The organism is Pseudomonas delhiensis, assembly GCF_900187975.1.
GTDB lineage: Bacteria > Pseudomonadota > Gammaproteobacteria > Pseudomonadales > Pseudomonadaceae > Pseudomonas > Pseudomonas delhiensis.
In genome coordinates this window covers 138652-159992 of sequence record NZ_FZPC01000020.1, presented here as the reverse complement: position 1 = coordinate 159992, position 21341 = coordinate 138652, and the positions used below count along the sequence as shown (strand labels likewise).

Below are 21341 nucleotides of genomic sequence, written 5' to 3'. Positions count from 1 at the left end.
CGAAGCTTCTCGTCAGCGGGAGGCGAATTCTACAGCGTTCAAATTCGCTGTCAAGCACCCCGGCGATCTTCCTTTTCGGCCCGCTGCCGGAGCAGCTATCGAACCGAAAGGCGGCAAGTGAATCACCCGCCCGACCACCACTCTCAACTTCGAACCTGCTTAAGTTCTTGATTTTCAAGCTCTTTCAGCGCTTCGTCGCTGGGAGTGGTGCGCATTATAGGGAGTTAAAAAAGCCCGTCAACACTTATTTCTGAAAGTTTTCACTCGGCCAGCAGAGTGACCTTCGCGAACGCCTTCTTGCCAGCCTGCACTATATGAGTAGCGCCGACCTTGAAGACGAAGCTGCGATCCACGGCATGACCATCCACACGCACGCCGCCGGCGCCCAGCAGGTCGCGCGCCACGGCGGAGTTCTTCACCAGGCCGGCGCGGTTCAGCACGGCGCCGATGGGCAGGTCTTCGGTGGCAGCCACTTCCACCTCCGGGATGTCTTCCGGCAGCTCGCCTTCCTTGAGACGGTTGCCCGCCGACTTGTGGGCGTTGGCGGCAGCCTCTTCGCCATGGAAGCGGGCGACGATCTCCTCCGCCAGCTTGATCTTGACGTCGCGCGGGTTGACACCGGCCTCGACGTCCTTGCGCAGGGCATTGATCTCGTCCATCGAGCGGAAGCTGAGCAGCTCGAAGTAACGCCACATCAGCGTGTCCGGAATGGAAACGAGCTTGCTGTACATGACGCCCGGCGCTTCCTGGATGCCGATGTAGTTGCCCAGGGACTTGGACATCTTCTTCACCCCGTCCAGCCCTTCCAGCAGCGGCATGGTCAGGATGCACTGCGGCTCCTGGTCGTAGGCGCGCTGCAACTCGCGCCCCATGAGCAGGTTGAACTTCTGGTCGGTACCGCCCAGCTCGACGTCGGCGCGCAGCGCTACCGAGTCGTAGCCCTGCACCAGCGGATAAAGGAACTCGTGGATGGCGATGGACTGGTTGCTGGCATAGCGTTTGCTGAAGTCATCGCGCTCGAGCATGCGGGCGACGGTGTACTGGGAGGCGAGACGAATGAAATCGGCCGGAGTCAGCTTGTCCATCCAGGTGGAGTTGAACGCCACCTCGGTCCTTGCCGGGTCGAGGATCTTGAAGACCTGGGACTTGTACGTCTCGGCGTTCTCCAGCACCTGCTCGCGGGTCAGTGGCGGACGGGTGGCGCTCTTGCCGCTGGGGTCGCCGATCATCCCGGTGAAGTCACCTATGAGGAAGATCACCTGATGCCCCAGGTCCTGGAACTGGCGCAGCTTATTGATGAGGACGGTGTGACCGAGGTGCAGGTCCGGCGCGGTCGGGTCGAAGCCCGCCTTGATCCGCAGCGGCTGGCCGCGCTTGAGCTTTTCGACCAGCTCGGCTTCCACCAGGAGTTCATCCGCACCACGCTTGATCAGCGCCAGCTGCTCTTCGACCGACTTCATCACTGTTCCCGTTCCGTATTCCGGCAAGCCAAAAGGGAACCAACCATACAAGATCGGACACTAAAAACAAGTTTTGCCCGGCGTACGGGGAAATGGCGTCAAACCCTGGGCGATAGACTTGCCTCGAGGGGAATTTGGTTATATTTTAGGCAGTTATTTCACATTCCAAAAACACCACTCACGCCATGACGCAATCGAATCAGAAAGCGCCCTACTACCCGAAGAGCCATCTGCTGGCCGCCAGCGGTGTAGCAGCGCTCCTCAGCCTGGCTCTGCTGGTGTTCCCCTCGAGTGAAGTCGAGGCGAAGAAGACCACGCTCAATCTGGAGCTGGACAGCGGTGCCGACCGCATCATTCAGGAAAAAGACGACCTGCGAAGCCCGCAGGTCACCGAGGGCGAAGGCTCCCCCTTCGCCCGGATAGAAGGTCAGAACGAAAACGACAGCGCCGGAAAAGACGCGGAAGAAGAAAAGAAGGAACTCAAGGCTTCCAACGACACCCAACCCGCCACGCCCGCCGAACCGGCCTGGAAGCGCGTGACCGTGGGCAAGGGCGACACCCTCTCCACCGTCTTCGCCAAGGCAGGCCTGCCGGCCGGCCTGGTGCACGACGTGCTGGCCAGCAGCAAGGACGCCAAGCAGTTCACCCGCCTGGACGTCGGCCATGAAGTCGAGTTCCTGATCAGCCCGCAAGGCGAGCTGCAGAGCCTGCGCATCAAGCAGAGCGACCTGGAGACCATCAGCCTGGACAAGTCCGCCAAGGGCTATGCGTTCAAGCGCGACCTGGTCAAGCCGGACGTGCACACCGCCTACGCCCACGGCCGCATCGACAGCTCGCTGTTCACCGCGGGCAAGGAGGCCGGCCTGTCCCACGACCTGATCATGGCCCTGGCGAACATCTTCGGCTACGACATCGACTTCGCCCTCGACCTGCGCGAAGGCGACCAGTTCGACGTGATCTACGAGAAGAAGGTGGTCAACGGCCGCCAGGTGGACACCGGCAACATCCTCGCCGCGCGCTTCATCAACCGCGGCAAGGAATACACCGCGGTGCGCTTCACCAACAAGACCGGCAACACCAGCTACTACCGCGCCGACGGCACCAGCATGCGCAAGGCGTTCATCCGCACCCCGGTGGACTTCGCCCGCATCAGTTCGCGCTTCTCCATGGGGCGCATGCACCCGATCCTGAACAAGATCCGCGCGCACAAGGGCGTCGACTACGCCGCCCCCATCGGCACGCCGATCAAGGCCACCGGCGACGGCAAGGTGGTCGAGGCCGGGCGCAAGGGCGGCTACGGCAACGCCGTGGTCATCCAGCACGGCTCGACCTACCAGACCGTCTACGGCCACATGAGCCGCTTCGCCAAGGGCATCCGCAGCGGCGTCGCGGTCAAGCAGGGGCAGATCATCGGCTACGTCGGCATGACCGGCCTGGCCACCGGCCCGCACCTGCACTACGAGTTCCATGTCAACGGCAAGTACGTCGACCCGCTGAGCGCCAAGCTGCCCATGGCCGACCCGCTGGCCGGTCCGGACCGCAAGCGTTTCATGGCCCAGACCCAGCCGCTGATGGCGCGCATGGACCAGGAGAAGCCCACCTCCCTGGCCATGAACAAGCAGCAAGAGCAGCAGCGCTGAGCCATGGCGCTCTACCTGGGGGTGATGTCCGGCACCAGCCTCGATGGCCTGGACATCGCCCTGCTCGAGCAGGGTGAAAACTCCACTACCCTGCTCGCCTCCCACTACATCCCCATGCCCGCGGACCTGCGCGCCGAACTGCTGGCCCTGTGCGCCAGCGGCCCCGACGAGATCGCCCGCGGCGCCTGCGCCGAGAACGCCTGGGTGCGCCTGGCGGCCCAGGGTATCCACGAGTTGCTGCAAGGCCGGCAACTGACGCCCGCCGCCATCCGCGCCATCGGCAGCCACGGCCAGACCGTGCGCCATGAACCGCAGCGCGGCTTCACCGTGCAGATCGACAACCCCGCCCTGCTCGCCGAACTGACCGGCATCGACGTGGTGGCCGACTTCCGCCGCCGCGACGTCGCGGCAGGCGGCCAGGGCGCGCCGCTGGTACCGGCCTTCCACCAGGCGCTGTTCGGCAACCAAAGGCAACGGGCCGTGCTGAACGTCGGCGGCTTCAGCAACGTCTCGCTGCTCGCCCCCGGCGAGCCGGTGCGCGGTTTCGACTGCGGCCCGGGCAACGTGCTGCTGGACAGCTGGATCCACGACCAGCGCGGCGACGCCTACGACCGCGACGGCGCCTGGGCGGCCAGCGGCCAGGTGAATGCCGAACTGCTGCAGCGCTTCCTCGCCGACGACTTCTTCGCCACCCGCGGGCCGAAGAGCACCGGTCGCGAACGCTTCAACCTGCCCTGGCTGAAAGCGAAGCTGGCCGAAGGCCCCGCCCTCCCCGCCGAGGACGTGCAGGCCACCCTGCTGGAGCTCAGCGCCCGCAGCATCGCCGAATCCCTGCTGCAGGCGCAGCCGGGTTGCGAGGAAGTGCTGGTGTGCGGCGGCGGCGCCTTCAACGGCGCCTTCATGGCGCGGCTGGCGGCGCACCTGCCCAGGGCGAAGGTGGCCAGTACCGCGGATTACGGCGTGGCGCCGGAATGGATGGAAGCCATGGCCTTCGCCTGGCTGGCGCACCGCTTCCTCGAGCGCCTGCCCGGCAACCGCCCGGAAGTCACGGGCGCGGCCGGGCCGCGGATACTCGGCGCCCTCTACCCCGCCTGAACAAACGAAAACGCCGCGCAAATGCGCGGCGTTTCGTCGTTACGGGCGACTCAGATCGAGAACGACTGGCCACACCCGCAGGTGGTGGCGGCATTCGGGTTCTTGATCACGAAGCGCGAACCTTCCAGGCCTTCCTGGTAGTCCACCTCGGCGCCGGCGAGGTACTGGAAGCTCATCGGGTCGACCACCAGGCTGACGCCATCGCGCTCCACCACGGTATCGTCATCCGCGGTGTCCTCGTCGAAGGTGAAGCCGTACTGGAAGCCCGAGCAGCCGCCGCCGGTGACGAAGACGCGCAGTTTCAGACGCGGATTGCCTTCTTCGTCGATCAGCGTCTTCACCTTGTGCGCGGCCCCGTTGGAGAAGATCAGTGGGGTGGGGGTGAAGGTCTCGATGGTCATGTCAGATGTCTCCCGGCCGAGGCCGTACGTTACAACATTGCGGGCTATTATCCGCTTACCCGAGAAAAATGGTCAACTAAGCCAGGTCAATCCTTCGTCGAGCATCCCCCCGGGACGGGCTCCCGCGATGGGAGCCCGGGCTCGCCTCAGGGCAGCAGGGCCACGTTGGACAGGCCCAGACGCTCGTCCAGGCCGAAGAGGATGTTCATGTTCTGGATGGCCTGGCCGGAGGCGCCCTTGACCAGGTTGTCGATCACCGACAGCACCACCACCAGGTCGCCGCCCTGCGGGCGGTGCACGGCGATGCGGCAGACGTTGGCGCCGCGCACGCTGCGGGTCTCCGGGTGGCTGCCGGCCGGCATCACGTCGACGAAGGGCTCGTTGGCGTAGCGCTCCTCGAACAGCTTCTGCAGGTCCACGCCACGATCGGCCACCTGGGCGTAGAGGGTGGCGTGGATGCCGCGGATCATTGGCGTCAGGTGCGGGACGAAGGTCAGGCCGACATCGCCCCCGGCGGCGCGGCGCAGGCCCTGGCTGATTTCCGGCAGGTGGCGGTGGCCCTTGACCGAGTAGGCCATCATGCTCTCGCCGGCCTCGCAGAACAGCGAGCCGACCTTGGCACCACGGCCGGCGCCGCTGACGCCGGACTTGCAGTCGGCGATCAGCCGCGAGGTGTCGGCCAGGCCGGCCTCCAGCAGCGGGATGAAGCCCAGCTGGGCGGCGGTGGGGTAGCAGCCGGGCACGGCGATCAGGCGCGCCGACCTGATCGCCTCGCGGTTGACTTCCGGCAGGCCGTAGACGGCCTCGGGCAGCAGCTGCGGCGCGCCGTGGGGCTGGCCGTACCACCTGGCCCATTCCTCGGCATCCTGCAGGCGGAAGTCGGCGGACAGGTCGATGACGCGGGTGCCGGTGGCCAGCAGCTCGCCGGCCAGGGCATGGGCCACGCCGTGCGGGGTGGCGAAGAACACCAGGTCGCAGGCGCCCAGGCGCTGCACGTCCGGCACGCTGAAGGAAAGGTAGTCGTAGTGGCCTCGCAGGTTCGGGTACATGTCGGCGACCTTCACGCCCTCCTCGGAGCGCGAGGTGATCACCTCGACGCGCGCCTCGGGATGCTGGGCCAGCAGACGCAGCAGCTCCACACCCGTGTAACCCGTACCACCTACGATACCGACCTTGATCATCTGTCTGTCACTCCGCCAATAAGGGGCTCACTCAGAGCCGCCCATGATAAGAGCGCGGGCCCCGCATGAACAGGCCGAAGCGCCGCGGGCGACGAGTCGCCGGCAGCAGCGCGCGACTTCGCGGGGATGACGCTGGCACGGAGCTGCCACTACTATCGGCGCAACCGTGACCCGAGGAGCTATCGATGCTGTATCTGTGGATAAAGGCCCTGCACATAGTCGCAGTGGTCTGCTGGTTCGCCGGCCTGTTCTACCTGCCGCGCCTGTTCGTCTACCACGCCATGAGCGAGGACGCCGCCAGCCGCGAGCGCTTCCAGGTCATGGAGCGCAAGCTGTACCGCGGCATCATGGGCCCGTCGATGGTCCTGACCATCCTGCTCGGCGCCTGGATGCTCTACCTGACCCCCGGCTGGCTGAGCCAGGGCTGGCTGCACGCCAAGCTCACCCTGGTGGTGCTGCTGATCGGCTACCACCACGCCTGCGGCGCCATGCTCAAACGCTTCGCCCGTGGCGAGAACCGCCACAGCCACGTGTTCTTCCGCTGGTTCAACGAAGTCCCTGTGCTTTTCCTGCTGGCCATCGTCATTCTGGTAGTGGTCAAACCCTTCTAAGTCCTGCCCGGAGCCTCCCATGTCCCTGCCCGCCCTGCTCGACCGCCGTCTGCGCCTGCCCCTGGTGGCGGCGCCCATGTTCCTGGTGTCCAACCCGCAACTGGTGCTGGCCTGCTGCCACAGCGGCATCGTCGGCAGCTTCCCGGCGCTGAACCAGCGCGAGAGCAGCGGCTTCAAGGCCTGGCTGGAAGAGATCGAGGCCGGCCTGGCCGGCGCCCCGCAGGCGGCGCCCTACGCCGTGAACCTCATCGTCCACCACAGCAACCCGCGCCTGCAGGCGGACCTGGCGCTGTGCGTGGAGCACCGCGTGCCCATCGTCATCACCAGCCTGGGCGCGGTGCGCGAGGTCGTCGATGCGGTGCACAGCTATGGCGGCCTGGTGTTCCACGACGTGACCACCCGCCGCCATGCGGAGAAGGCGGCCGAAGCCGGGGTCGACGGGCTCATCGCGGTGGCCGCCGGCGCCGGTGGCCATGCCGGCACCTGGAGCCCCTTCGCCCTGGTCGCGGAGATCCGCCAGTTCTTCGACAAGACGCTGCTGCTGGCGGGCTGCATCAACCGCGGGCACGAGATCCTGGCGGCGCAGATACTGGGCGCCGACCTCGCCTACCTGGGCACGCGCTTCATCGCCACCCGCGAGAGCAACGCCTCCACGGCCTACAAGAAGATGCTGCTGGAGGCCCGCGCCGCCGACATCATCCACACCCCGGCGGTCTCCGGCGTGCCGGCCAGCTTCATGCGCCAGAGCCTGGAGGCCGCCGGCTTCGACATGGCGCGCCTGAACGAGAAGGGCGAGCTCAACTACGGCGAGAAACTCAAGCCGGTCAACGACGAGGCCAAGGCCTGGAAGACCGTCTGGTCCGCCGGCCAGGGCGTGGGCAACATCAGCGACCTGCCGTCGGTGGACGAACTGGTGGCGCGCCTGGACCAGGAGTACCGCGACGCCCTCCAGCGCGGCGGCGCCCTGCCCGGCCTGCTGCGCCCCTGAACGGGGCTCGCAAATCCACGCATGCTGGCTTGTTGCCCCCAGGGCCTGCGTTTAGGCTGTAGCCAAATGCTGCAGCCCAACCAACCGACAAGGACGCCTCTCGATGGATGAAACGCGCTACAAGATCGTGTTCGACGGCACGTTGATGCCGCAAACGCCGCTGGAAACCGCCAAGGAAAACCTCGCCCGCCTGTTCAAGAGCGACCTGGCGCGCATCGAGGCGCTGTTCAGCGGGCAACTGGTCGTGCTCAAGCGCGACCTTTCCGAGGGCGAGGCCGACAAGTACCTGCAGGCGCTGCACAACGCCGGCGCCCAGGCGCGCAAGGAGTCCGACCTGGTTTCCAGCCTGTCGCTGGTGGAGACCGAGGACCATCCCGGCGCCGCGAGCCTGGCCGCGGCAGCCACGGAACCGGCGGCCGACGCCCAGCGGATGACCTGCCCCAAGTGCGGCCACGAGCAGGCCAAGGCCAGCGAGTGCGGCGCCTGCGGCATCATCATCGACAAGTACCTGGCGCGCCAGGCCGAGCTGGCCGCCACCCAACCCGCGGAGCCGGCCCCCGCCGCGCCGCGCGCCCAGTCGCCCTACGCCACCCCGCAGGCCCCGGTCGGCGAGGCGCTGCCGGAATACGGCGAGTTGCAGTACTTCAGCGTCCAGGGCCGCATCGGCCGGGTGCGCTACCTGGGCTGGAGCATGGCCATGATCCTCGCCCTGATCCCGGCCTTCGCGCTGTTCGCCGCCCTCACCGCTGTGTCCCACACGCTGGGCGCGCTGGTGCTGATCGCCGCCTGCGTCGGCATGGCCGTGGTCAGCATCTTCTTCGGCGTGCAGCGCCTGCACGACATCGGCTGGTCCGGCTGGCTGTGGCTGCTCAACTTCGTTCCCGTGGTGGGCAGCGTCATGGCCCTGCTGATGCTGCTGGTGCCCGGCACCACCGGCGCCAACCGCTACGGCCCGCCGCCGCCGCCCAACAGCCGCGGCGTGGTGGCCCTGGCCTGGGCGTCGATCCTGGTGCCCATCGTCGGCATCCTCGCCGCGATCGCCATCCCGGCCTACCAGGGCTATCTCACCCGCGCCCAGGAGTCGGCCTACAGCCAGGACCAGGACTACGACTCGGCGGCGACCGCCGAGCCCCAGGCCGACGACGAGGGCGACGAGGACGCCAGCGCCGTGGATACCGACGAGCCCTCGGAGCAATAGCCCACGGCAATGGGGCGCGCTAGAATCCGCGCCCCATTCCGGAGACCCATCGATGCCACGCTATGCCCTGATCACCGGCGCCTCCAGCGGTATCGGCCTCGCCCTGGCCGAGGCCCTGGCGCGCCGCGGCCAGGCCCTGATCCTGGTGGCGCGCCAGCGCGATGCCCTGGAAAGCATCGCCTACGAGTTGGCCCAGCGCTTCGGCGTGGATGTGCTGTTCCGTATCTGCGACCTGTCCGAGCCGCTGCAGCTGTCCGGGCTGCTGCACGAGCTGGAGCAGTCCGGCCGGCAGATCGAGTTGCTGGTGAACAACGCCGGCTTCGGCAGCGGCGGCGCCTTCGTCGAGCAGGACTGGTCCCGCGAGCAGGAGATGATCGAGCTCAACGTCCTCGCCCTGGCGCGCCTGTGCCACGCCATCGGCGGGCAGATGGCGCGCAGCGGCGGCGGGCAGATCCTCAACGTGGCTTCGGTGGTCGGCTTCATGCCCGGCCCGTGGATGAGCAACTACTACGCCAGCAAGGCCTACGTCCTGCACCTGTCCGAGGCGCTGCGCTGCGAGCTCAAGCGCCACGGCGTCAAGGTCTCGGTGCTGTGCCCGGGGCCGACGCGCACGGCCTTCTTCCGCAATGCCAGCGTGGAGGCCACACGCCTGGACGGCAGCAAGCTGATGATGAGCCCCGAGGAAGTGGCGCTGATCACGGTGAAAGCGCTGCGGCGCAACAAGGCCATCATCATCCCCGGCTGGCGCAACCGCCTGATGGCCTGGAGCCCGCGCCTGGCGCCGCGCTGGCTGGTGCGCTGGATCGCCGGGCGGGCCAACCGCTCGGTCCTGCCGCTGCGCTAGGCCGGCCACGGCGGGCTGGGTTCCCCGGGCGCGGCCGGCTAAACTGCGGACCATCGCCCCCTACCGGAGGACATCCCATGGACTGCCTGTTCTGCAAGATCGCCGCGGGGGAAATCCCGGCGCGCAAGCTCTACGAAGACGACCAGGTCATCGCCTTCCACGATATCGGCCCGCAGGCGCCGGTGCATTTCCTGGTGGTGCCCAAGCGCCACATCGCCACCCTCAACGACCTGGAGGAGGCCGACAAGCCGCTGGCCGGGCACATCCTCCTCACCGCCCAGCGCCTGGCCGCCGAGCAGGGCTGCGCGGAAGGCTTCCGGGTGGTGATGAACTGCAACGACCTGGGCGGCCAGACCGTGCAGCACATCCACATGCACGTCCTCGGCCAGCGCCAGATGCACTGGCCGCCGGGCTGAGGCGCCAGGCGCCGGGCGGCCGCGCAGCCGCCCCGCCGCAAGACCTGTCATCGGCAATCCGTTAAACTGGCCGCTGTTTTCCCTTTCGGAGGTGCGCCATGTCCGCCGACCGTCACTATTCCCCCGCCGACCGCTTCCTGCTGCAGGCCGATGCCGCGTTGCGCACCCTGCTGCCCTTCAGCGGTCACCCGGCGCGCCCGTCGCCGGCCATCGTGCAGCCCGACGCCGAACTCGACGAGGCCGACAGCCGCCACATTGCCGGGCTGATGCGCATCAACCACACCGGCGAGGTCTGCGCCCAGGCGCTGTACCAGGGCCAGGCGCTGACCGCCAAGCTGCCGCAGGTGCGCAAGGCCATGGAGGAAGCCGCCGACGAGGAAGTCGACCACCTGGCCTGGTGCGAACAGCGCATCCGCGAACTGGGCAGCCGCCCGAGCCTGCTCAACCCGCTGTTCTATGGCCTGTCCTTCGGCGTCGGCGCGGCGGCGGGGCTGATCAGCGACCGCATCAGCCTGGGCTTCGTCGCGGCCACCGAGGACCAGGTGTGCAAGCACCTCGACGAGCACCTGGAGCAACTGCCGGCCGAAGACCAGAAGAGCCGCGCCATCCTCGAGCAGATGCGCGTGGACGAGGAACACCACGCCAACAGCGCCATCGACGCCGGCGGCGTGCGCTTCCCGGCGCCGGTGAAGTTCGGCATGTCGCTGCTGTCCAAGGTCATGACCAAGACCACCTATCGCATCTAGGCGGCAGGCAGCAGGCTTCAGGCGGCAGGCAAGAGCGCGAGGGGCGCCCTTCGCAGGAGCGAGCTTGCTCGCGAACGACCCCGCGCCGAATCCCGGTTCGCTCGCTCCTGCCTGCCGCCTGAAGCCTGCAGCCCCCTCAGTGCGGCATATTGCGGCCGTAGAAGATCTCCAGCATCTCGTGGCGGACGCGCTCTTCCACCTGCTTGCGCTGCTCCGCCGAGAGGTTGCTGGTGGCATCGCCGAACAGGTAGTTGTCCAGCTCGAACTGCTTGAGCAGCATCTTGGTGTGGAACAGGTTCTCCTGGTACACGTTCACGTCGGTCATCTGGTAGGCCTCGTACGTGTCGTCGGAGAGGTAGTTCTGGATCGAGTTGATCTCGTGGTCGATGAAGTGCTTCTTGCCCTCCACGTCGCGGGTAAAGCCGCGCACGCGGTAGTCCACGGTGACGATGTCCGAGTCGAACTGGTGGATCAGGTAGTTGAGCGCCTTCAGCGGCGAGATCACCCCGCAGGTGGAGACGTCGATGTCCACCCGGAAGGTCGCGATGCCTTCCACCGGATGGATCTCCGGGTAGGTGTGCACGGTGATGTGGCTCTTGTCCAGGTGCGCCAGGATGGTTTCCGGTAGCGGCCCGGGGGACTCCTCGATCTGGCTGTCGGTCGGGGTGACCGGCTGCTCGGAGATCAGGATGGTTACGCTGGCGCCTTGGGGGTCGTAGTCCTGACGGGCGATGTTCAGGATGTTGGCGCCGATGATGTCGACGACATCCGTGAGGATCTGCGTCAGACGCTCGGCATCGTACTCTTCGTCGATGTACTGCACGTAGGCCTGCTGGTCTTCCGGCGTCTCGGCGTAGCAGATGTCGTAGATGTTGAAGCTCAAGGTCTTCGTCAGGTTGTTGAACCCGTGGAGCTTGAGTTTGCTTTTCACCGTGGGGAACTCTCTTCAATGCGGCTCTGCCGCGTGGTTGAGCATGCCCGTCAGATGCATACGGCGCACCTGCGTAGGACGGTTTACACCTCTTCGCGTTGGCGATTGTGGTTGCTTGGTTTGGGGCCGGGCCCCGAAAAAAGGTGGCGCATTATGCAGAGGTCGGGCGACCTCTGCCAGCCTTTACGCCACCGCCATGACGATCACGTGACGAGGGGAATCAGCCGAGCTCGACGATCTCGTAGTCGTGGGTGATCGCCACGCCCGCGCGGCCGAGCATGATCGAGGCCGAGCAGTACTTCTCCGCCGACAGCTCGACGGCGCGCTTGACCTGGGCTTCCTTCAGGCCACGGCCCTTGACCACGAAATGCACGTGGATCCTGGTGAACACCTTCGGGTCCTCGTCGGCGCGCTCGGCCTCGAGGAAGGCCTCGCAGCTCTCCACCGGCTGGCGGCCCTTCCTGAGGATGCTGACCACGTCGAAGTTGGTGCAGCCGCCCAGGCCGAGCAGCAGCATTTCCATCGGGCGCACGCCCAGGTTGCGGCCACCGGCATCGGGCGGACCGTCCATCACCACCACATGACCGCTGCCGGATTCACCGAGGAACATGGCCTCGCCGGCCCACTGGATTCTCGCTTTCATGCAAAGGCTTCCGCCGGAAAAAAGGGGGCGACAGCTTACCACAAGGCCTGGAATGCCCAGGCGATGTTGACCAGGTCTCAATTCGAGCCCTGATACCCTAACGTTCTATTATGCTGGCGTCATTTTACTGGCACACTCCTGAGGTTAAATTGACGGCCCGACCAGCTTTCGATTGTCGGCGCCAGGGCGTCTGTTTAAGCTCTTGCCATTAAAAAGACCGCCGGCCATTGCAGCGGCGGCACCGATGCTCGGGGGAGAGCGTCGTAAAGTCACGGTAATCCAGCCAAGGACGACACATAACAACTCGACGAAGCGCCTGTCGTGCACAGGGCCATTCTTATAATTTCGGGACTCGGGCATGGTAGCTATTACCCTTACACCCAAACACAAAAACCTCGACAAGTTGCTCGCACACTGTCACCGCCGCCGCTACACCCCCAAGAGCACCATCATCTACGCCGGGGATCGTTGCGAAAGCCTGTTCTTCATCATCAAGGGCTCGGTCACCGTCCTGATCGAGGACGACGACGGCCGGGAAATGATCATCGGCTACCTCAACAGCGGGGACTTCTTCGGCGAGATGGGGCTGTTCGAGAAGGACGGCAGCGCCGCCCAGGAGCGTAGCGCCTGGGTTCGCGCCAAGGGCGAGTGCGAGGTGGCGGAAATCAGCTACACCAAGTTCCGCGAACTCTGCCTGCAGGACCCGGAGATTCTCCTCACCCTCGGCAGCCAGATGGCCGAGCGCCTGCGCAAGACCACGCGCAAGGTCGGCGACCTGGCCTTCCTCGACGTCACCGGGCGCGTCGCCCGCACCCTGCTGGACCTGTGCCAGCAGCCGGACGCCATGACCCACCCCGACGGCATGCAGATCAAGATCACCCGCCAGGAGATCGGCCGTATCGTCGGCTGCTCGCGGGAAATGGTCGGCCGTGTGCTGAAGAGCCTGGAGGAACAGGGCCTGGTGCACGTGAAGGGCAAGACCATGGTGGTGTTCGGCACCCGCTGAACACCAGGCGCGAAAAGGCCGGCGAATGCCGTAATGCTGTTCACTTAAGCGTTTAACGCTTGGCGGGCTACTCCAGAAACCCGCTGCCAGTCATCTGGCAGCGGGTTGTTTGTATGTTTTTCAGCCACTCCGAGGGGGCTCGACACCAGAATCGCCCCACAGAGGCTAGAAAACAGACCAAGAAAAACGCCGCGACTCCCATGGGAGTCGCGGCGTTTTTCTTAAGTGAACAGCATTAGGCGAATGCCGGCCTTTTTCATTGCGCGGCGCGCGGGCTCAGTCCGGGTCGGCGCCCAGCACCACGTTGCGGCGTTCGGGGAAGAACAGGCGCTTGAGCTCGACGCCCGGGTCGTCGGCGCGCATGAAGGCCTCGCCGACCAGGAAGGCGTAGACCTCGTTGACCTCCATCAGCTCGATGTCGGCGCGGTTGAGGATGCCGCTCTCGGTCACCACCAGGCGATCGCGGGGGATCTCCGGCAGCAGGTCGAGGGTGGTGTCCAGGCTGACCTCGAAGGTGTGCAGGTTGCGGTTGTTGATGCCGATCAGCGGGGTGTCCAGGGTCTTCAGCGCGCGCTCCAGCTCATCGCCATCGTGTACCTCGACCAGTACGTCGAGCTGCTGCTCCCGGGCCACCGCGGCCAGTTCGGCCATGCGCGCGTCGTCCAGCGCGGAGACGATCAGCAGGATGCAGTCGGCGCCGATGGCGCGGGCCTCGACCACCTGGTAGGGGTCGATCATGAAGTCCTTGCGGATCACCGGCAGCGCGCAGGCGGCGCGGGCTTCCTGCAGGTAGGCGTCGCTGCCCATGAAGTAGTCGATGTCGGTCAGTACCGAGAGGCAGGTGGCGCCGCCCTCCTGGTAGCTGCGGGCGATGTCCGCGGGCGAGAAGTTCTCGCGCAGCACGCCCTTGCTCGGCGAGGCCTTCTTCACCTCGGCGATCACCGCCGGCTGCTTGCGCTGGGCCTGCGCCAGCAGCGCCGCGGCAAAACCGCGCGGGGCGTCGGCGGCGCGGGCGCGCTGCTCCAGCTCGGCGAAGGAGACGTGCGCGCGGCGCTCGGCGACTTCCTCGGCCTTGCGGGCCAGAATCTTCTGCAGAACCGTGGGCACAGTCACTGTGCATTCTCCTCTCGGTAAACGGCGGTAAAGGCGGCCAGCTCGTCCATTTTCTCCCGGGCCAGGCCGGTGTGCAGGGCATCGTGGGCCAGGTGCATGCCCTCGTGCAGCGAGCTGGCGAGGTCGGCGGCGTAGAGCGCGGCACCGGCGTTGAGCACGATCAGCTCCGCGGCCTTCTGCCCGGCCTCGGTCCTACGCCGGCCGAGGGCGTCGCGGATCAGCTCCAGGGACTGCTGCGGGCTGTCGACGGTGAGGCCGATCAGCGTCTGGCTGCGGATGCCGAAGTCTTCCGGCTTCACTTCGTACTCGCGCACCTCGCCGTCCTTGAGTTCGGCGACGTGGGTGGCGGCGGCCAGGCTGAACTCGTCCAGGCCGTCGCGCGAATGCACCACCAGCACGTGCTCGCTGCCCAGGCGCTTGAGCACCTCGGCCAGCGGCCGGCACAGGGCCTGGTTGAACACGCCGACCACCTGGTGGCGCACGCCCGCCGGGTTGGTCAGCGGGCCGAGCATGTTGAACAGGGTGCGCAGGCCCAGCTCACGCCGCGGGCCCGCGGCGTAGCGCATGGCCTTGTGGTGGACCTGGGCGAACATGAAACCCACGCCGACGCTCTCGATGCAGCGGGCCACCTGCTCGGACTTCAGGTCCAGGTAGATGCCGGCGGCCTCCAGCAGGTCGGCGCTGCCGCTCTTGCCGGACACGGCGCGGTTGCCGTGCTTGGCCACCTTGCCCCCGGCGGCGGCGACCACGAAGGCCGAGGCCGAGGACACGTTGAAGATGTTGGCGCCGTCGCCGCCGGTGCCGACCACGTCGACCACGCGGTCCAGGCTCTGCAGCTTCACGCCGTCGGCCAGCTCGCGCATCACCGAGACCGCGCCGACGATCTCGTCGATGGTCTCGCTCTTCATGCGCATGCCCATGAGGAAGGCGCCGATCTGCGCGTCGGTGCACTGGCCGGTCATGATCTCGCGCATGACCGCCTGCATTTCCTCGGTGGAGAGGTCGAGCTGGTTGACCACGCGGTCGAGGGCTTCCCTGATGTTCATGCGCGCACCCCGCCCTGTTGCTTGAGGAAGTTGGCCAGCATCTCGTGGCCCTGCTCGGAAAGTATGGACTCGGGGTGGAACTGCACCCCCTCGACGTTCAGCGTCTTGTGGCGCAGGCCCATGATCTCGTCCACGGAACCGTCGTCATGGGCGGTCCAGGCGGTGATCTCCAGGCACTCGGGCAGGGTTTCGCGCTTGACCACCAGCGAGTGGTAGCGCGTCTGCGTCAGCGGGTTGTTCAGGCCGGCGAACACGCCCTGGTCGTTGTGGAACACCGGGCTGGTCTTGCCGTGCATGACCTGGCGCGCGCGCACCACGTCGCCGCCGAAGGCCTGGCCGATGGACTGGTGTCCCAGGCAAACGCCCAGCAGCGGCAGCGTGCCGGCGAAGCGCTGGATCACCTCCAGCGACACACCCGCCTCGTTGGGGGTGCAGGGCCCGGGGGAGAGCACGATACGCTCGGGGTTCAGCGCGGCGATCTGCTCGACGCTCAGCTCGTCGTTGCGAATGACGTGGATGTCGGCCTTCAACTCGGCGAAGTACTGCACCAGGTTGTAGGTGAAGGAGTCGTAGTTATCGATCATCAGCAGCATTTTTGCTGTAACCTCTTGATTCTTAAAGCTTTCGCTGCAATCCGACTTGCTTTATACCCGCATTTGTACCCGCTATTTTCGAGACGGGGATTGACGGGGCAGGACGGCGAGGAGGGCCCGGCGGAGGCCGGAAAAGAAAATGTCAGGCGCGCCAGCGCCAACGGGCGAAAGCCTTGATCAGGGAGGTGATGATGCTGCGGAGGTGGATCACTGTAGCCGTCTCTGTCGCTATGGGCGGAACAGTAGCCCACCACCCATGCACGGTGCAATATCGCCGCATCGTGTGACGCCACCTACCGGCACGAGCGCATCGCGGCTACCGGCAGCAGTCCGTAGCCGATCCGCTGGCGGCTCGCTGCCCGGCGTAAGCCCAGCCGCCCTTCACAGACGTGTACCACACGTATTTACCGTTCGCCTTACGGATATAGATCTGAAAAGAAATCAGGAACCACACGTACCTTGCCATATGAGGCCAAAGGGCGCCTCAGAGTCCGCCTGTTCGATGATCACGTGCCCCTCGGAGATCATGACAAACCGCTTGAATCCGACTTCAATCCCATTGAATGCTGTGTAGCGTACCTCTCCACAAGCACCTCTGACATTACGAAAGACTGCACTCTCAGGCTTGCTGAGCTGAGCCAAGACGAGCGTCTTGAGCTGTGACTCAATGCTCAACTGATCATGTCTTTCGGCTGGCGACTGATAAAGCACAAGGCAGTAAATGAAGAAAGAGATGCCAACAAGCACCAGCAAGACAATTAAAAAATTAACCTTTGGTCCTGGCACACTCCTCTCATGCTTCATCACTTACAGACCCTTCTCCATTCACGCTCAAACGAGCGCCCTGTCCAAGTTTGCTCTATTATAACTTCGCTCCCACTCTTCGCGATAAACCTTTTAAACCCCGAGTCCAAGCCATAGAAGTCTCGATACTTGACCTCCCCACACTGACCTGAAACCAACCGAAACTGCGCGGTATCCGGATTGCTGAGGTTAGCAAGAACGAAGGCCTTCACTCTCTCAGGATCATACTCCACCCCTCGTGCGGAAAACGAAAACAAAAAGATGACTATGAAAAAAGCACCATGCTTAACCACCATCCCTCCATAAATATGGCGAGTCAAAACGGGGCTCTGGGCCCTCTGCGTATCAGGTTACAGCCCCAAAGAGGCCATTTCCAGAGAAGTGCGATAGGCCGCTGCCGTAGAGTTGATGCATGCACGATTTGGCGCATTGTTCGCGGCATTCGCAAGCGTTGCGGCGATAGACACACTCTTCCCGAGCAGCCAGGGCAGACTAAACAGCTTACCCAGGGCGGCATCGGCAAGTAGCTCAAAAAGTCCCTTGATAGCCGCAGAACATATGGAAATCTGCTCTACGGCAGTTCGTACTACCTCTGCGACTTCATCGTTGTAATTAATGCTGTTAGCGACGCTAGCACCCCATACTTGGGTGACAATCGCTTTCAGTCCAGCGATCTCGTCATTGGTAAGAGCCATGATGTTTTCCTCGTATGATCAACAGTTGTGCGGCACATGTCGCATGGTGTCGCTCAAAGGCGGGGCATCGAGACTCTTGGCCTTCTCATGATTCAAGACCCGGCAACGTGGGCACTTGACCTGGATGTTCACGGGGTCGCCCACACGGGCGAGAAGCTTTTTGCAATTACCGCAACGGAAATCTCTTAGCATCTGCAGAACCTCATCGACTTTTGCCAGAGCCCGCCCTGCTCGCGCGTGAGCAGTGGGCCTTGGCTGGCTTGCAGGCAAGAATTGAATATTGGTGACCATGGAAGGTGTCGCGCCACCAACCACGGCCGCCCTCTCTTCCTCCCGCACACAAAGGCCGGTCATGGTCCGGGGTGGCGGTTCCCAGCGGGCCGCGGCTTATCTGCACCGAACTCGGCAGTGCGGTGCGCAGCCGCTGCTCGATGGCAGCCAGCAGGCTTTCGAGGGTCAGTTCCTGGTCAGGCATGGCGCCTCCCTTTCCTTGTGTTGATGCATTCAGCGGCGTTCGCGCTCGTCGTCCGGCAACCGGCAGACGCCGAGGCGGCGGGCGGCCCAGCGCTCGTAGAGGCCGACGGCGATCTCGGCGCCAGCCGCCGCGGTCAGGCTGCCGACGGCGGCGCTGAGCAGCAGCGAGGCACCGCAGGCCAGGGCCAGGAACATCACCGCCACGCCGCAGACGATCGAGGCGCCGGAGCGCAGCGCCAGGCGCCGCAGCAGCCCCCAGCCGCCCAGGCCGGCCTTGTCGGCCCGCCACATCTCGCCGCTGACGCCGCCCACGGCGGCCAGCAGGATCGATACCCACAGCGGCATCTCGGGTTCATTGCCCATGGGTTCACCTTGAAGACAAACGCCCGCGCCGGCGGGCGGAACCGGCGGCTATCAGCCAGCCGGGGATTACGGCCGCAGGCCGCGAAAGCGGACGGCGGAAACGAAAAAGCCCGGCGCTGGGGCCGGGCTCGACGAGGTTTTCAGCGGTGCTCCCTGGGGACGCACCTTTGCAAGATTGATGACTTTGTACCCCCCGATTCCCGGCCGGACAAGGCATTTGCGCCCTGGCACCGCAATAGGTGGGCAATGCACCGGCAACGCACCGGCCATGCACTGCGATTCAGCCCAGGGGCTTGCTCAGCAGCACCGTGGTGAAGCCGCTGTGCCATTCCTCGTCGGGGTAGAAGTCGATTTCCGCGTAGCCGTGCCTGGCGTAGAAGGCGCGGCTCTGAGTGTTGAAGGTGTCGGTCTCCAGGCGCGCCCGGGCGTGGCCGGCCGCGGCCATCCGCCGTTCGGCGAAGCGCAGCAGGGCGCTGCCGGCGCCGGCGCGTTGGGCACGAGGCGAGACGTGCAGGGCATCGATGAAATCGTCGCGCCAGTCGACCAGGCCGATGACCTCGCCGCCCAGGCAGGCCAGGTGGAAATGCCCGAGGCGCGCCTGGACGTAGGCGCGGGTGTGCCCCGCCGCTTCGAAGCGCGCTCGCGCTTCGGCGGTCAGTTGGGGCTTCCAGGTGGTTTCGTAGGTTTCGCCGAGAATCCGCAGGATCGCCTCGGCATCGGCCGGGCTCGCGGGGCGCAGGGTGAGGGAGGTGCTGTGCATGGCCGCGAGCATAGCGCAGCGGCGCACGGAAAGCCCGGCGCAGGGCCGGGCCCGGAGGGGTCAGGCCACGCGGCGCAGCAGGCGGGCCTGGATGCTCTGGTGCGCCACGTGCAGGCGCAGGTAGAAGGTGTTGCGGCTGCAGCGGCAGTGGCGGTACTTCTGCTCGGCCGCGCTGTCGCGGTTCAGGTAGTGCTCGGTGACCACCTGCTTCTGCTGCTCGGGCAGGCCGTTGACGATCAGGTCCAGCTCGGCGACGCGGTCGAGCAGCACCCGGCTGCCACGGGTGCCGCGGATCATCTCGCCCTTGTTGGCGATCATCAGCGCCAGCAGGTTGCCGCCGGCATAGCCGCCACCCGCCACGCCCGGGCTGTGCATTTCCTCGGCCCAGAGCCTGAGCATTTCATCGATCGGCTTGATCACGTCCACCTCCCGCGCCTTCAGCGGCGCCGTTCCAGTTCATCCAGGGCCTGGCAGTCCAGGCAGCGGGTGCAGCCGGGCACCGCCAGGCGGCGGGCCTCGGGGATGGGCTCGCCGCAGACCTGGCAGTCGGTGGCGGCTTGCTCCGGCTCGTTGCCGCGCCGTGCCGCCAGCAGGGCGTCTAGGCGTTCCAGGGCCAGGTCGTTGGCGTAGTCGGCGAGGTCAGCCATGGGCGGCCTCCCCGTGGTGTTGCGCTGGTGCGTTCATGCTTTTCTCCGGGCGACGACCCGCCCTGCGCGTGCCGCCCCGCGGCCGCGCTGCCAGGTCATTCGCGTGCTGTTTGTCGATATGTGGCGCCCGGGTGGCGCCACTCGTCATGCGGAGGCGGTGCGCTCCTCGCCCGCCTCCGCCGGCAACCTGCCCCGTGACGCACGGGCCGCAGGCAACCCACGGCTTCCCTGCCGCGGAAGACGGAGGCGCCGGCACCCTCGTGTCGGATCGCGTCCGCCGCCGGCTCGGAAACAACCTTCAGAAGGCCGGCGAAGAGAAAACTACAACCAAAGCTATTTATCGTCAACACCAAAGCTATTTACACTTCCCCGGGACGGGCGGTAGAGTGCCGCCATGAACAGCACAGCCCGCCCCTCCACGCTCGCCGAGCGCCTCAAGCAGGCCATGGCCGCGCGCAACCTCAAGCAGGAGAGCCTCGCCGAAGCCGCCGGGGTCTCGCAGAACACCATCCACAAGCTGACCGCCGGCAAGGCGCAGAGCACCCGCAAGCTGATCGAGATCGCCGCGGCCCTGGGCGTCTCGCCGGTCTGGCTGGGTAGCGGCGAAGGCGCGCCGCAGGCCGCCACGCCACCGGCCGACGGCAGCCCGCTGCGCCTGGAGCCGCTGCACCCCTGGGACAGCAGCACGCCGCTGGACGAAGACGAGGTGGAACTGCCCTTGTACAAGGAAGTGGAAATGTCCGCGGGCGCCGGGCGCACCGCGGTGCGCCAGATCGAGGGGCGCAAGCTGCGCTTCTCCTACGCCACCCTGCGCGCCGCCGGGGTCGACCCGGACGCGGCCATCTGCGCCCAGCTCACCGGCAACAGCATGGAGCCGCTGATCATGGACGGCTCCACCATCGGCATCGATACGGCGACCACGCACATCACCGACGGCGAGATCTACGCCCTGGAGCACGAGGGCATGCTGCGGGTGAAGTTCCTCTACCGCCTGCCCGGCGGCGGCATCCGCCTGCGCAGCTTCAACCGCGACGAGTACGCCGACGAGGAATACGACGCGCAGGCCATCCAGGCCAGCCAGCTGAGCATCATCGGCTGGGTGTTCTGGTGGTCGACGGTGCGCCACCGCCGCGCGCCCACGCTGGTTCGCTGAAGCCCGGAAGAACCCCGCCACGGCGGGGTTTCTTCTGCCCGGATGAAAGGCGGCCCGTGGCGATTGCCAGAAAAAACAACAAAAGCTATATCTCCTTCATCGAACGACAACCGCGAGCAGGAGGAAGCCATGCTGCTGTCGAACCCCGACACCCAACCGGCGCCACGCCAGGAGACCGTGGCGCTGGTCTACCAGATCTTCGGCGACGTGCTGGTGCCCCTGGAACAGGTGCGCGAGCGCTGGTTCCGCAACCTCAACCGGGAGAACTTCGGCAGGGCCCTGGCCTGCGGGCGCATCGCCCTGCCGGTGACCACCCTGGACGACAGCCACAAGGCCATGCAGTACGTGGCGGTGGACCACCTGGCGGCCTACGTCGAGCAGCGCGCCAGCCTGGCCGACGCCGCCCTGGCCCGGCGCCGCGCGGGGCAGCAGGTGTAGGATAGAAACCCATCCTACGCCGCCCCCTTGCAACCCGTAGGGCGCATAACGCCTACGGCGTTATCCGCCAATGGTCCCGGACACCGGCGTTCCGG

General features: G+C 65.9%; 28 protein-coding genes. 12 read left to right on the top strand and 16 right to left on the bottom strand.

Annotation, left to right across the window (positions count from 1 at the left end; all coding sequences use genetic code 11):
• Nucleotides 1-254, top strand: a 254-nt coding sequence (locus CHC02_RS30410; RefSeq protein ID WP_217900406.1) for a hypothetical protein, incomplete at its 5' end; no start/stop codon positions are given.
• A 6-nt stretch (nt 255-260) separates the two neighbouring features.
• Here the strand turns inward: CHC02_RS30410 and tyrS are convergent.
• Nucleotides 261-1460: a tyrosine--tRNA ligase gene (tyrS, locus tag CHC02_RS19030; protein ID WP_089393005.1), complete on the bottom strand. Its 1200-nt coding sequence runs from the start codon at nt 1458-1460 to the stop codon at nt 261-263.
• Nucleotides 1461-1645: 185 nt separating this feature from the next.
• Here tyrS and CHC02_RS19025 point away from each other — a divergent pair, with 185 nt between their 5' ends.
• Nucleotides 1646-3100, top strand: coding sequence for a peptidoglycan DD-metalloendopeptidase family protein (locus CHC02_RS19025; RefSeq protein ID WP_089393004.1), 1455 nt, complete (start codon nt 1646-1648; stop codon nt 3098-3100).
• Between the two features lie 3 nt (nt 3101-3103).
• The gene (locus tag CHC02_RS19020) at nt 3104-4195 is read left to right on the top strand and encodes an anhydro-N-acetylmuramic acid kinase (protein ID WP_089393003.1); all 1092 of its coding nucleotides are present in this window, start codon (nt 3104-3106) and stop codon (nt 4193-4195) included.
• A 50-nt stretch (nt 4196-4245) separates the two neighbouring features.
• On the opposite strand, the gene erpA is transcribed toward CHC02_RS19020, so the two are convergent.
• Together erpA and argC are read right to left on the bottom strand one after the other, a co-directional pair.
• Nucleotides 4246-4596 (bottom strand): iron-sulfur cluster insertion protein ErpA, encoded by a 351-nt coding sequence (gene erpA / locus CHC02_RS19015; RefSeq protein WP_009615673.1) that lies wholly within the window; start codon nt 4594-4596, stop codon nt 4246-4248.
• A gap of 146 nt (nt 4597-4742) precedes the next feature.
• A complete protein-coding gene (gene argC, locus CHC02_RS19010; RefSeq protein ID WP_089393002.1) occupies nt 4743-5777 on the bottom strand; it encodes an N-acetyl-gamma-glutamyl-phosphate reductase in 1035 nt (344 codons plus the stop codon).
• 188 nt (nt 5778-5965) lie between these two features.
• Here argC and hemJ point away from each other — a divergent pair, with 188 nt between their 5' ends.
• From hemJ to coq7, 6 genes are all read left to right on the top strand, one after another.
• The gene (hemJ, locus tag CHC02_RS19005) at nt 5966-6388 is read left to right on the top strand and encodes a protoporphyrinogen oxidase HemJ (RefSeq protein ID WP_176450337.1); all 423 of its coding nucleotides are present in this window, start codon (nt 5966-5968) and stop codon (nt 6386-6388) included.
• Nucleotides 6389-6407: 19 nt separating this feature from the next.
• Complete coding sequence (locus tag CHC02_RS19000) at nt 6408-7376, top strand: NAD(P)H-dependent flavin oxidoreductase (RefSeq protein WP_089393000.1); 969 nt, start codon at nt 6408-6410, stop codon at nt 7374-7376.
• 103 nt (nt 7377-7479) lie between these two features.
• Nucleotides 7480-8574 carry a DUF805 domain-containing protein gene (locus CHC02_RS18995; RefSeq protein WP_089392999.1) on the top strand — a complete coding sequence of 365 codons (1095 nt, stop codon included), beginning with the start codon at nt 7480-7482 and terminating at the stop codon, nt 8572-8574.
• Nucleotides 8575-8626: 52 nt separating this feature from the next.
• On the top strand, nt 8627-9418 hold the full coding sequence (locus CHC02_RS18990) for an SDR family NAD(P)-dependent oxidoreductase (protein ID WP_089392998.1): 792 nt from the start codon (nt 8627-8629) through the stop codon (nt 9416-9418).
• 77 nt (nt 9419-9495) lie between these two features.
• Complete coding sequence (locus tag CHC02_RS18985; protein ID WP_089392997.1) at nt 9496-9834, top strand: histidine triad nucleotide-binding protein; 339 nt, start codon at nt 9496-9498, stop codon at nt 9832-9834.
• Nucleotides 9835-9932: 98 nt separating this feature from the next.
• Complete coding sequence (gene coq7, locus CHC02_RS18980; RefSeq protein WP_089392996.1) at nt 9933-10580, top strand: 2-polyprenyl-3-methyl-6-methoxy-1,4-benzoquinone monooxygenase; 648 nt, start codon at nt 9933-9935, stop codon at nt 10578-10580.
• Nucleotides 10581-10716: 136 nt separating this feature from the next.
• Here the strand turns inward: coq7 and speD are convergent, their stop codons facing one another.
• Both speD and CHC02_RS18970 read right to left on the bottom strand, forming a co-directional pair.
• Nucleotides 10717-11511 (bottom strand): adenosylmethionine decarboxylase, encoded by a 795-nt coding sequence (gene speD / locus CHC02_RS18975; protein WP_089392995.1) that lies wholly within the window; start codon nt 11509-11511, stop codon nt 10717-10719.
• Nucleotides 11512-11731: 220 nt separating this feature from the next.
• Nucleotides 11732-12154 (bottom strand): OsmC family protein, encoded by a 423-nt coding sequence (locus CHC02_RS18970; protein ID WP_089392994.1) that lies wholly within the window; start codon nt 12152-12154, stop codon nt 11732-11734.
• 358 nt (nt 12155-12512) lie between these two features.
• Here CHC02_RS18970 and crp point away from each other — a divergent pair, with 358 nt between their 5' ends.
• On the top strand, nt 12513-13160 hold the full coding sequence (gene crp / locus CHC02_RS18965; protein ID WP_043269230.1) for a cAMP-activated global transcriptional regulator CRP: 648 nt from the start codon (nt 12513-12515) through the stop codon (nt 13158-13160).
• Nucleotides 13161-13436: 276 nt separating this feature from the next.
• On the opposite strand, the gene trpC is transcribed toward crp, so the two are convergent.
• The 11 genes from trpC to CHC02_RS18915 form a co-directional block, all read right to left on the bottom strand.
• Nucleotides 13437-14273, bottom strand: coding sequence for an indole-3-glycerol phosphate synthase TrpC (trpC, locus tag CHC02_RS18960; RefSeq protein ID WP_089392993.1), 837 nt, complete (start codon nt 14271-14273; stop codon nt 13437-13439).
• A complete protein-coding gene (trpD, locus tag CHC02_RS18955) occupies nt 14270-15319 on the bottom strand; it encodes an anthranilate phosphoribosyltransferase (protein ID WP_089392992.1) in 1050 nt (349 codons plus the stop codon). Before trpD ends, trpC begins: the two co-directional genes overlap by 4 nt.
• A complete protein-coding gene (locus tag CHC02_RS18950) occupies nt 15316-15912 on the bottom strand; it encodes an aminodeoxychorismate/anthranilate synthase component II (RefSeq protein WP_089392991.1) in 597 nt (198 codons plus the stop codon). The genes trpD and CHC02_RS18950 overlap by 4 nt, the downstream gene beginning before the upstream one ends.
• Before the next feature lie 441 nt (nt 15913-16353).
• Entirely contained in the window at nt 16354-16719 is a 366-nt protein-coding gene (locus CHC02_RS18945; RefSeq protein WP_139210199.1) for a hypothetical protein, read from the bottom strand.
• Nucleotides 16720-17066: 347 nt separating this feature from the next.
• On the bottom strand, nt 17067-17411 hold the full coding sequence (locus CHC02_RS29990; RefSeq protein WP_139210200.1) for a hypothetical protein: 345 nt from the start codon (nt 17409-17411) through the stop codon (nt 17067-17069).
• A gap of 18 nt (nt 17412-17429) precedes the next feature.
• Nucleotides 17430-17603, bottom strand: a complete 174-nt coding sequence (locus CHC02_RS18940) for a Com family DNA-binding transcriptional regulator (RefSeq protein ID WP_089392989.1) — start codon at nt 17601-17603, stop codon at nt 17430-17432.
• 10 nt (nt 17604-17613) lie between these two features.
• Nucleotides 17614-17886: a hypothetical protein gene (locus tag CHC02_RS18935; protein ID WP_089392988.1), complete on the bottom strand. Its 273-nt coding sequence runs from the start codon at nt 17884-17886 to the stop codon at nt 17614-17616.
• 29 nt (nt 17887-17915) lie between these two features.
• The gene (locus CHC02_RS18930) at nt 17916-18248 is read right to left on the bottom strand and encodes a phage holin family protein (RefSeq protein WP_089392987.1); all 333 of its coding nucleotides are present in this window, start codon (nt 18246-18248) and stop codon (nt 17916-17918) included.
• 280 nt (nt 18249-18528) lie between these two features.
• A complete protein-coding gene (locus CHC02_RS18925) occupies nt 18529-19008 on the bottom strand; it encodes a GNAT family N-acetyltransferase (RefSeq protein ID WP_244160929.1) in 480 nt (159 codons plus the stop codon).
• 60 nt (nt 19009-19068) lie between these two features.
• The gene (locus CHC02_RS18920; protein ID WP_089393010.1) at nt 19069-19428 is read right to left on the bottom strand and encodes a PA0613 family protein; all 360 of its coding nucleotides are present in this window, start codon (nt 19426-19428) and stop codon (nt 19069-19071) included.
• Between the two features lie 17 nt (nt 19429-19445).
• Complete coding sequence (locus CHC02_RS18915; RefSeq protein WP_089392985.1) at nt 19446-19655, bottom strand: TraR/DksA C4-type zinc finger protein; 210 nt, start codon at nt 19653-19655, stop codon at nt 19446-19448.
• A 394-nt stretch (nt 19656-20049) separates the two neighbouring features.
• Between CHC02_RS18915 and CHC02_RS18910 the strand changes: the two genes are divergently transcribed.
• On the top strand, nt 20050-20808 hold the full coding sequence (locus tag CHC02_RS18910) for an XRE family transcriptional regulator (protein ID WP_089392984.1): 759 nt from the start codon (nt 20050-20052) through the stop codon (nt 20806-20808).
• Between the two features lie 129 nt (nt 20809-20937).
• On the top strand, nt 20938-21246 hold the full coding sequence (locus tag CHC02_RS18905; RefSeq protein ID WP_089392983.1) for a pyocin activator PrtN family protein: 309 nt from the start codon (nt 20938-20940) through the stop codon (nt 21244-21246).
• Nucleotides 21247-21341: the final 95 nt, after the last annotated feature.

Bases quoted from the DNA above. Each gene is read 5' to 3' on its own strand.
- tyrS (WP_089393005.1), bottom strand. From the start codon at position 1,460: ATGAAGTCGGTCGAAGAGCAGCTGGCGCTGATCAAGCGTGGTGCGGAT.
- CHC02_RS19025 (WP_089393004.1), top strand. From the start codon at position 1,646: ATGACGCAATCGAATCAGAAAGCGCCCTACTACCCGAAGAGCCATCTG.
- CHC02_RS19020 (WP_089393003.1), top strand. From the start codon at position 3,104: ATGGCGCTCTACCTGGGGGTGATGTCCGGCACCAGCCTCGATGGCCTG.
- erpA (WP_009615673.1), bottom strand. From the start codon at position 4,596: ATGACCATCGAGACCTTCACCCCCACCCCACTGATCTTCTCCAACGGG.
- argC (WP_089393002.1), bottom strand. From the start codon at position 5,777: ATGATCAAGGTCGGTATCGTAGGTGGTACGGGTTACACGGGTGTGGAG.
- CHC02_RS19000 (WP_089393000.1), top strand. From the start codon at position 6,408: ATGTCCCTGCCCGCCCTGCTCGACCGCCGTCTGCGCCTGCCCCTGGTG.
- CHC02_RS18995 (WP_089392999.1), top strand. From the start codon at position 7,480: ATGGATGAAACGCGCTACAAGATCGTGTTCGACGGCACGTTGATGCCG.
- CHC02_RS18990 (WP_089392998.1), top strand. From the start codon at position 8,627: ATGCCACGCTATGCCCTGATCACCGGCGCCTCCAGCGGTATCGGCCTC.
- CHC02_RS18985 (WP_089392997.1), top strand. From the start codon at position 9,496: ATGGACTGCCTGTTCTGCAAGATCGCCGCGGGGGAAATCCCGGCGCGC.
- coq7 (WP_089392996.1), top strand. From the start codon at position 9,933: ATGTCCGCCGACCGTCACTATTCCCCCGCCGACCGCTTCCTGCTGCAG.
- CHC02_RS18970 (WP_089392994.1), bottom strand. From the start codon at position 12,154: ATGAAAGCGAGAATCCAGTGGGCCGGCGAGGCCATGTTCCTCGGTGAA.
- crp (WP_043269230.1), top strand. From the start codon at position 12,513: ATGGTAGCTATTACCCTTACACCCAAACACAAAAACCTCGACAAGTTG.
- trpD (WP_089392992.1), bottom strand. From the start codon at position 15,319: ATGAACATCAGGGAAGCCCTCGACCGCGTGGTCAACCAGCTCGACCTC.
- CHC02_RS18950 (WP_089392991.1), bottom strand. From the start codon at position 15,912: ATGCTGCTGATGATCGATAACTACGACTCCTTCACCTACAACCTGGTG.
- CHC02_RS29990 (WP_139210200.1), bottom strand. From the start codon at position 17,411: ATGGCTCTTACCAATGACGAGATCGCTGGACTGAAAGCGATTGTCACC.
- CHC02_RS18940 (WP_089392989.1), bottom strand. From the start codon at position 17,603: ATGCTAAGAGATTTCCGTTGCGGTAATTGCAAAAAGCTTCTCGCCCGT.
- CHC02_RS18935 (WP_089392988.1), bottom strand. From the start codon at position 17,886: ATGCCTGACCAGGAACTGACCCTCGAAAGCCTGCTGGCTGCCATCGAG.
- CHC02_RS18930 (WP_089392987.1), bottom strand. From the start codon at position 18,248: ATGGGCAATGAACCCGAGATGCCGCTGTGGGTATCGATCCTGCTGGCC.
- CHC02_RS18925 (WP_244160929.1), bottom strand. From the start codon at position 19,008: ATGCACAGCACCTCCCTCACCCTGCGCCCCGCGAGCCCGGCCGATGCC.
- CHC02_RS18915 (WP_089392985.1), bottom strand. From the start codon at position 19,655: ATGGCTGACCTCGCCGACTACGCCAACGACCTGGCCCTGGAACGCCTA.
- CHC02_RS18910 (WP_089392984.1), top strand. From the start codon at position 20,050: ATGAACAGCACAGCCCGCCCCTCCACGCTCGCCGAGCGCCTCAAGCAG.
- CHC02_RS18905 (WP_089392983.1), top strand. From the start codon at position 20,938: ATGCTGCTGTCGAACCCCGACACCCAACCGGCGCCACGCCAGGAGACC.